Raw genomic sequence first — 7,875 nt, 5'->3', positions numbered from 1 at the left:
GCCCTCGTGGCCGCCGCCTTCGCGTCCGCCGCCTTCGCGTCCGCCGCCTTCGCGTCCGCCGCCTTCGTGGCCGCGGTCGCCGTGTTCGCCGCCCTCGTGTCCGCGGTTGTCGTTCTTCTCTCCGCCTGCGTTGCCGCCGCCAGAGGCGCCCGCCTTCTCTCCGCCTGCGTTGCCGCCGCCAGAGGCGGCCGCGGCCGGGGCGGCTTGTTGGGCAGGCGGGGCCGCAGGCTGGGCTGTCGGCTGGACGGGCGGGGGTGCCGGAGTGGATTCGGAGGACGAGGCGTAGGTGATGCCGGTGGCTGCAAGGACCGTCGCGCCTATTCCGGCAGCGGTCACAGTTAGTGTGCGCGTGAACATGTCACTTCTCTCTGTCGCGCGGACGCCGGCCAGGCGCCCGATCTGCGATGAACGTAACGAGAGCTCTTATGGCTGGCATTTCGGATATGTCCAAGGTGTGACGCCATGGGTCCAGCCAGGTGGAATTGCGGCACATGTCGCATACCGATCAAAGATCTGAGGCCTGGTGGATCGCGGTCCCTTGGAAAGCGACGCGCGGTTCTGAGTGGCGGTCAGCGCACCGTGATCCGTCCCGGACCGCGCTCGACAGCCCAGCGCCTTCGCCGGATCGGGACCAGGACGGCGATCAGGGTGAGGGCGATCGCCCGGGTGGCCTACCGCCCCGGCGCAGCCCCGGGGGGTATCAGTGGACCGTGACCTGGATGCTCTTGGTGACGCGGCCGCACCCGAGCGACGGATTCGGGCTCGACCCCAGGCACTTGCCCCGGTCGACGAACGTCCAGGTCAGCGTGGTGGTGCCGGGCGCGACGGCGGTGAAGGTCTGGTCGACCCCCGGGCAGCCGATCGAGTCCTGTGGGCAGGGCTCGGTCACGACATCCGGACCACCACGGGCCGTCGCCCGTAGCGGTGAGCTCCCAGGCCCAGGCCGTCATGCTGTCGACGAGCTGGACGCCGAGCCGTTGCCCGCCCGTGAGGGTCACCGTGCTGGTCGGGTACGGGGAGGTGGCGTGGCCGGCTCGTTGAGGGCGGGGATGGCGAGCTCCGTGTCCGGCCGGCCGGTGGGTGGAGCCGGCACCGGCGCCAAGACGGACGGCCCCCCGGAGGAACACGCGGCGAGCACTGCTCGGTGCGGCCGAGGACGGCGGAGGTGTGCCAGCAGTAGTCGTAGAGCGCGGTGTAGGGGCGGGCCAGGGCGGAGCCGCGGGCGAGGATGGCGCCCGCGTCGACGTTCTCGGGGTCGATGGCGGGTGTCGGCGCGTCACGGTTCCTGAATACCCCATACGGGTATATGGTAGGAGGCCGTCCGGAGCTGCGGAAGGCGGACGACCGACCGAGGAAGGCGGACGACCACATGCACGCGATCCTGCACGCGCTGTCCATCGCCGGATCGATGACCTGGGAGATCACCTGGGCGCTGATCCTCGGCTTCCTGCTCTCCGCCGTGGTGCAGGCGGTGGTCCACAAGTCGACGGTGGTGCGGCTGCTCGGCGACGACCGCCCGCGCACCCTCGCGGTCGCCGCCGCCCTCGGCGCGGCCTCCTCCTCCTGCTCGTACGCGGCCGTCGCGCTGGCCCGCTCGCTGTTCCGCAAGGGCGCGAACTTCACCGCGGCGATGGCCTTCGAGATCGCCTCCACCAACCTGGTGGTCGAACTCGGCGTCATCCTGGCCCTGTTGCTGGGCTGGCAGTTCACGGCGGCCGAGTTCGTCGGCGGGCCGGTGATGATCCTGCTGCTGGCCGTGCTGTTCCGGCTGCTGCTGCGTGACCGCCTGCTCCAAGAGGCCCGTGAGCAGGCCGAGTTCGGGCGAGCGGGCTCGATGGAGGGGCACGCGGCGATGGACATGTCGGTCGCGGGCGAGGGCTCCTTCGCCCGTCGGCTGCTGTCCGCGCGCGGCCTCACCTCCGTGTCGCACGTGTTCGTGATGGAGTGGGCGGCCATCCTCAAGGACCTGGTGATCGGCCTGCTGATCGCGGGCGCGATCGCCGCGTGGGTCCCCGACTCGTTCTGGCAGGCCTTCTTCTTCGCCGACCACCCGCTGGCCGGCAAGCTGTGGGGACCGTTGATCGGGCCGCTGGTGGCCATCGCCTCCTTCGTCTGCTCGATCGGCAACGTGCCGCTGGCGGTGGTGCTGTGGAAGGGCGGGATCAGCTTCGGCGGCGTGGTCGCGTTCGTCTTCGCGGACCTGCTGATCCTGCCCATCCTGAACATCTACCGGAAGTACTACGGCCCCCGGATGACCCTCTTCCTGCTCGGCACGTTCTACACGGCCATGGCGCTGGCTGGCTACGCGGTCGAGTTCCTCTTCGGCGGCCTCGGCCTGGTGCCCGACCAGCGGAACGCCGAGATCCCGATGGCGGGCATCGAGTGGAACTACACCACCTGGCTCAACATCGCCTTCCTGCTGGTGGCCGCGGCCCTGCTCACCCGCTTCTTCCGCACCGGCGGCGCGGCGATGCTCCGCATGATGGGCGGCGCCCCGGCCGCCGCTGACCACGCGGGCCACGGGCATCACGGCCACCACTGAGGGGGTGTGCGCGCGATGACGTTCACACGGGCGGCAGCAGATCGCTCTCGCTGACGGTGTACGTCAGCGGGGGATAGGTGAAGTCCGTTTCCTGATTCTCACGGCGCCGGAGTCGGTAGAACTCGCGGCTCTGCTCGTCGTCGGCCGAGGTGAGGCGGGCGCCCTGCGGGAGGTGCGGGCGTCCGTCGCGGAAGCGAACGAGGGTCTTCGAGGTGCGGAAGGTCAGGCCCAGCCAGACGTTGTCGGCTGTCGGGACGGGCTTGTCCAGGACGATCTTGTGCCTGAGGCGCCGGTTCGACTCGACGGAGAACGTGACGAAGCCGTTGTGGGTGAGGGGGATCTCGAACCTCTCGCCGCCGGACTCCTTCGATTCGACGATCAGCTTCCTCGGCGGGCCCGCTTCGGGATGTCGGTAGCAGGAGAAGACGGCGATGAACGACTCGTCGGCCAGATCGAGGGCCTGGTCGGAATGAGCGCCCATGGTGGTGTTGACGTTCGTGTAGCTCTCGATGAGGGCGTTGTTGAAGTCGACCGGAAGCGCGGCGAGTTCTCGGATCCGTTGCGCCAGCCGCTCGTGCACCGCTCGGAAGCGCTGCGCCGGGCTGGTGTACCGAGTGGTGGTACGGACGAGGGGCACGCCGCCCGTCTCGTCGACCCTGGTGAGCGTGGCGCCTCGGCGGCCCTTTCCCAGCTCTTCCAGGCGGGCCGACGCGGACAGCTCCGCGAAGAGGTTCTCCTCGGTGGGCAGGGCGTAGGAGAGGATCTCGTCCGAGAACCTAGGCACGGGGGGCAAGGTAGTCTCCCGTGTTCATGCTGAAGAGGAACCGGTTGCCGTAGTCGATGACGGACGAGGTGCGGTTCTCCTCGGCGTACAGCCTGCGCAGCTCGTCCATGCCGGCCGGTGTGGGCGGCTCCAACTCCACCGGATTTCCTGTTGATTTGAGGAACGTCCGGCCGTCCTTGTGAACGGCTTCGGTGTTCGAGCAGCGCACCACGTACCCCAGGCGGGTCGGGAGCAGCTCGGCGTCCAGTGCCGAGGGCCGGATCTCGTGCGTGTAGAGGCGGTTGGTGGACAACGGCATGAAGAACACCGAGCCGGGATGGAGGGTCACGGTGAACTGCCGGGGGAGCGTGCCCCCGGGGAGTTCCTCGGCCGACTCCTTGAGGCGGAAGCGGAGCCTGGTCAGCCCGCTGACACCCTTCGCACCGTAGTCGAAGGCGTCCTCGCCCAGGGGCTGCAGCTTGTCGAGCCGGTCGTAGAAGGTGCAGAAGGCCATGATGCCGTTGGCGGGCATGTCCTTGGTCTTGTCGGCGTGGGCCGAGATCTTGGCCTTGGACTGCTTGCGCTCGGGTGTGGCGTGGGTGTTGTGGTAGGTCTGGGCGAGGACGTGGTTGAGAGGTGCGTGGTCCCGGAAGACGGTGGCGGCCTCGCGGTTCAGGGCGTCGACGATGTGGGTGTCGGTGGGGCCGAAGTTCTCGGTCGGGCCCGAGAGGTTGGTGGAACAGCGGAGCAGACGGAAGTGCAGTTCGTCACCGTCTCGGGTGACGGGCGTGAGGTAGATCCCGGTGCGATGGGATGTTCCGGGTTTGGTGGACTCCGTCAGGGACTGGAAGGTGTGCTCCGCGCGGATCCGTCCGAAGTGATCGGCGTCGAGGTCGAAGAAGCGGCGGTAGTGGACGCCGACGCCGTGCACGCGGACGGGGACCCGGCCGAGGTCGACCAGGGGCCAGGGGCCGTCGACGTCCTCGTGGTAGCCGGGTGACAGGTCCCGGATGACGAACACGCGCGCGGCGGTGTGCAGTTGCCGGGCGGAGATCTCGGACGTGTCACCGCAGAGGTAGACGGTCTTCTGCGCGAGGTCGGGCGAACCCGAAGCAAGGTCCTCCGGTGTGATCGTGGACCCGAAGAAGTCCCTGATCAAGTCGTGACCCCGCAGTGCCGAAGGGGCAACCAGGACGTTGCTCGCACCCTCGATGCGGGCTTCTGTGCGGTCTGCGGTGTACATCGAGCGGTACCTGCCGTTCGCTGCCCTTGGAGTCGCGCGAGAAGTCGGACCGGCCGACTTCTCGCGCAAGCACGGTATCCGGTTGATCAGACGCTACTCCGGCACCCCCCCCGGCACAGCGGCGAGGGGCGGTGGTGAAGCCCGGGAGGTGCTCTGTCACCATGATCCGATTCAGTGCCCCTAGTCCAAGTCGCCCATCAGGAACGGTTCGTGTCCGACCAGCACATTTCCAGCACCACCACCACCCGTCGCGCCCGCCCGCAACGGCGCGGGAACAGCCGGGCCATCGCGCTGGGCGCCGCCTGCGTGCTCCTGGCCGCGGGCGTGACGACGCTCGTCACCACCGGGTTGGTCGGGCACTCCTCCTCGACCGGCAGCGCCGCGGCGCACCCGGCCGCCGGTGACAGTGCCGCCGCCGGCACCACGACCGGTCTGCCGACTGCGGACGCGACCAGCGCCGGCGCGAGCCCCAGCGCCTCCGCCTCGCCGTCCGGTTCGGGCTCGCCGTCGGCGTCGGCCACGCCGTCCAGGTCCGCGTCGGCCTCGGCGTCCGTGTCCTCGTCGCATCCGGCGGCGTCGAGCGCGTCCGCTGCCGCTCCGGGCGCCGCCGGTCAGGGAGTGGCCCCGGTGAACAGCGTCGCCGCGCCCGCGCGCGGACCGGCCGTCTTCAGCGGCAAGGCGTTCGACACCTGCACCGCACCGTCCGCGGCCGCGATGCAGGCGTGGCACGGCCAGTCGCCCTACGGCGCGGCCGCGGTCTACATCGGCGGCCAGAACCGGGGCTGCTCGCAGCCGAACCTGACCTCCTCGTGGGTGCACACCGTGCACGCCACCGGATGGCAGGTGATCCCGCTCTACGTGGGTGCGCAGCCGCCCTGCCAGACCTCCGGCAACCCGGAGCGGATCACCGCCGCCAACGCGGCCTCCCTCGGCTCCTCCGACGGTGGCGACGCAGTCGCCCGCGCCGCCGGCCTCGGCATGGGCACGGGCAGCGCCATCTACCTCGACATGGAGGCCTACAACGCCGCGGACAGTGCGTGCAGCGCCGCGGTGCTGACGTACGTCCAGGCCTGGGACGCGGCCCTGCACGCCCACGGCTACTGGGCCGGCTTCTACGGCTTCGGCAAGTCCAGCGCCCTGGCCATGAGCCAGGCGGCCTCGTCCGGTGCGACCGGCCTGCCGGACGCCCTGTGGTACGCCCAGTACGACGGCACGGCCGACACCAGCACCGGCTTCCCCTTCCCGGCCGGCCAGTGGAGCGGCCCCTGGCGGGGGCACCAGTACGCGGTCAACCAGCAGGAGAACTACGGAGGCGTATCCCTGACCGTCGACCACGACGCCTGGAACGGACCGGTCGCCGTGATCGGTTGACGCTCCCGGCCCCACCCGGGGCAGGGACCAGCGGTGGCCCTTCACCTGCCCGCACGACGAGGCGAGCAGGTCGTGTCGGGCCATCGCTCGGTCGGGGGAGGGCACGGAGCGCGCGGCGGCAGTGGTCGCGGACGATCGCCTTGAACGGCGGGGAGTGCGAGCTACCGGTCCGCGCCCGGCCAGTCGCCGGTCAACGTGGCGGTGAGCCGTCCGTCCGCCAGCTCGACCGCCACGTCCTCGGCGCTGCCGACTTCGTCGAGCAGGATGGCGGCGACCGCCTCCGGGGCCTCACGCATGGCGTTGTGGACGGTCGGGAGATCGTGGACCCGCCACCCGGGGTCGGCTTGGAGGCGGGCGCGGGTGGCGGCGAACGGGGTCCGGTCCTCCCAGCCCGAGCAGTAGACGAACTCCCGGCGGGGGACCTGGTCGAACGCGCCGGTGAGCCGGATCGTCTGCAGGAGCGAGGCGAGGGGATGGGGGCGGCGGCGGGGATCGCCGCCGTCCGGCGGTCGGACGGCGTGGCCGGTGGCCGCGGCGCCGACGACGAACCGCTGCCGGTATTCCTCGTTCGCCGACGACCAGCACGACTCGCCGTCGCGCGGGACGTAGGCGTCGAGGTGCACGAGCCGAGAGATCCGGCCGGCGGCGCGGTCGGCGGCGGCGGCGATCACCATCCCACCGTAACTGTGGCCGACCAGCGTCACGTTGGTGAGGCGGGCGCGGTCGAGGAGCCGCAGCACGTCGTCGGCGTGGGTGTCGAGGTTGGCGGTGGCGACCGTCGCCTCGTCGTCGTCCGGCCGCAGACCGGTCAGGGTCAGGGCGTGAACGGTGTGGCCGGCCCGTTCCAGCAAGGGGACCACCGTCTCGAAACACCAGGCGCCGTGCCAGGCGCCGGGCACGAGGATGAATGTCGACATGGGCTTTCTCCGTCTCTCAAGTCGCGCCGTGGGCAAGTAGTCTCACCGGATCAAGGTGTGGCTCGTTAGCGCCAGGAGGCCAACTGATGCCCGTTCACGGCCAAGCTCGCCTCAGCGGCGGTGTGGCGTCACAGGTGTGGCCGTCCGGCGGGCGCCACCTCTGGTCGTCCGGCGGAACGGGTGGGGTGCAGTCGCACGCGCGGGGACACCTGGTGTACGCGGCCAGCGGGGTGCTGGCGGTGCAGACCGAGCGCGGCACGTCGATCGTCCCCGCCAACCGGGTCGCCTGGACGCCGGGTGGGTTCGCCCACCACCACCGCGCCCACGGCGACACGGACATGCGGATCGTCTTCCTCGCGCCGGCCCACGCCCGGCTCCTACCGGACCGCCCTGCGGTGTTCATGGCCTCCGACCTCGCCCGTGAGGTCCTGCTCGCCCTGACCGGTCCCCGCAACCACGACGACGCCGTGGCTGGGTACAGCCGCTCCGCGCGTTCCCGGCTCCATCGCGTCCTCGTCGATGAACTGCGCGAGGCGCATGAGGAGCCATTGCACCTGCCGGAGCCACGGGACGACCGGCTGAAGGCCATTGCGAGGGTGCTGTACGAGACGCCGTCGGACAACGCCACGCTGGCCGAACTCGGGAGGACGGTCGGGGCCAGTACGCGCACCCTGAGTCGGCTGTTCCGCAGCGAACTCGGCATGACCTTCTACGAGTGGCGCACGCAGCTGCGGATCTACCACGCGCTGGTGCTGCTCGCGGACGGCCATGACACCGTTCAGACCGCCTATGCGTGCGGATGGGCCAACCCCAGCAGCTTCATCGCGGCGTTCACCGGCATCGTCGGAACGACCCCGGGCCGCTACCGGACCAGCCGGCGGCCTCGCTGATCGCGCACCTCAACGCCGGTATCCGGGCCCAGGGCGCAGGAGTTGCGCGAGAAGTCGGCGAGGCCTCTCTCCGGCGGGCAGCGCCAGCGGGTCTGGATCGCGCTCGCGCTCGCCCAGGAGACCGACCTGCTGCTGCTCGACGAGCCGAC

9 protein-coding genes and 1 pseudogene are annotated in these 7,875 nt (G+C 70.6%); 4 read left to right on the top strand and 6 right to left on the bottom strand.

The window, feature by feature from the left end:
- Window positions 1-357, bottom strand: a pseudogene (locus tag ACWCYO_RS17690) (hypothetical protein); the annotation flags it as partial.
- A 343-nt stretch (window positions 358-700) separates the two neighbouring features.
- Window positions 701-889 (bottom strand): hypothetical protein, encoded by a 189-nt coding sequence (locus tag ACWCYO_RS17685; RefSeq protein WP_449784702.1) that lies wholly within the window; start codon window positions 887-889, stop codon window positions 701-703.
- Window positions 890-1,369: 480 nt separating this feature from the next.
- Here ACWCYO_RS17685 and ACWCYO_RS17680 point away from each other — a divergent pair, with 480 nt between their 5' ends.
- Window positions 1,370-2,542, top strand: coding sequence for a permease (locus tag ACWCYO_RS17680; protein WP_449784701.1), 1,173 nt, complete (start codon window positions 1,370-1,372; stop codon window positions 2,540-2,542).
- A gap of 22 nt (window positions 2,543-2,564) precedes the next feature.
- Here the strand turns inward: ACWCYO_RS17680 and ACWCYO_RS17675 are convergent, their stop codons facing one another.
- The 3 genes from ACWCYO_RS17675 to ACWCYO_RS17665 form a co-directional block, all read right to left on the bottom strand.
- Entirely contained in the window at window positions 2,565-3,335 is a 771-nt protein-coding gene (locus ACWCYO_RS17675; protein WP_449784700.1) for an alpha-ketoglutarate-dependent dioxygenase AlkB, read from the bottom strand.
- On the bottom strand, window positions 3,319-4,548 hold the full coding sequence (locus ACWCYO_RS17670) for a hypothetical protein (RefSeq protein ID WP_449784699.1): 1,230 nt from the start codon (window positions 4,546-4,548) through the stop codon (window positions 3,319-3,321). Before ACWCYO_RS17670 ends, ACWCYO_RS17675 begins: the two co-directional genes overlap by 17 nt.
- 197 nt (window positions 4,549-4,745) lie before the next feature.
- Window positions 4,746-5,069, bottom strand: coding sequence for a hypothetical protein (locus ACWCYO_RS17665; RefSeq protein ID WP_270148510.1), 324 nt, complete (start codon window positions 5,067-5,069; stop codon window positions 4,746-4,748).
- 106 nt (window positions 5,070-5,175) lie between these two features.
- Here ACWCYO_RS17665 and ACWCYO_RS17660 point away from each other — a divergent pair, with 106 nt between their 5' ends.
- Entirely contained in the window at window positions 5,176-5,919 is a 744-nt protein-coding gene (locus ACWCYO_RS17660) for a glycoside hydrolase domain-containing protein (RefSeq protein WP_270148512.1), read from the top strand.
- 161 nt (window positions 5,920-6,080) lie between these two features.
- On the opposite strand, the gene ACWCYO_RS17655 is transcribed toward ACWCYO_RS17660, so the two are convergent.
- The gene (locus tag ACWCYO_RS17655) at window positions 6,081-6,836 is read right to left on the bottom strand and encodes an alpha/beta fold hydrolase (protein ID WP_449784698.1); all 756 of its coding nucleotides are present in this window, start codon (window positions 6,834-6,836) and stop codon (window positions 6,081-6,083) included.
- 185 nt (window positions 6,837-7,021) lie between these two features.
- Between ACWCYO_RS17655 and ACWCYO_RS17650 the strand changes: the two genes are divergently transcribed.
- Window positions 7,022-7,726, top strand: coding sequence for an AraC family transcriptional regulator (locus ACWCYO_RS17650; protein ID WP_449784697.1), 705 nt, complete (start codon window positions 7,022-7,024; stop codon window positions 7,724-7,726).
- A 42-nt stretch (window positions 7,727-7,768) separates the two neighbouring features.
- The coding region (locus ACWCYO_RS17645; RefSeq protein WP_449784748.1) for an ATP-binding cassette domain-containing protein at window positions 7,769-7,875 on the top strand (107 nt) is incomplete at its 3' end.

Source organism: Kitasatospora sp. NPDC001683, assembly GCF_053596495.1.
This window is presented reverse-complemented; position numbering and strand designations above follow the sequence as displayed.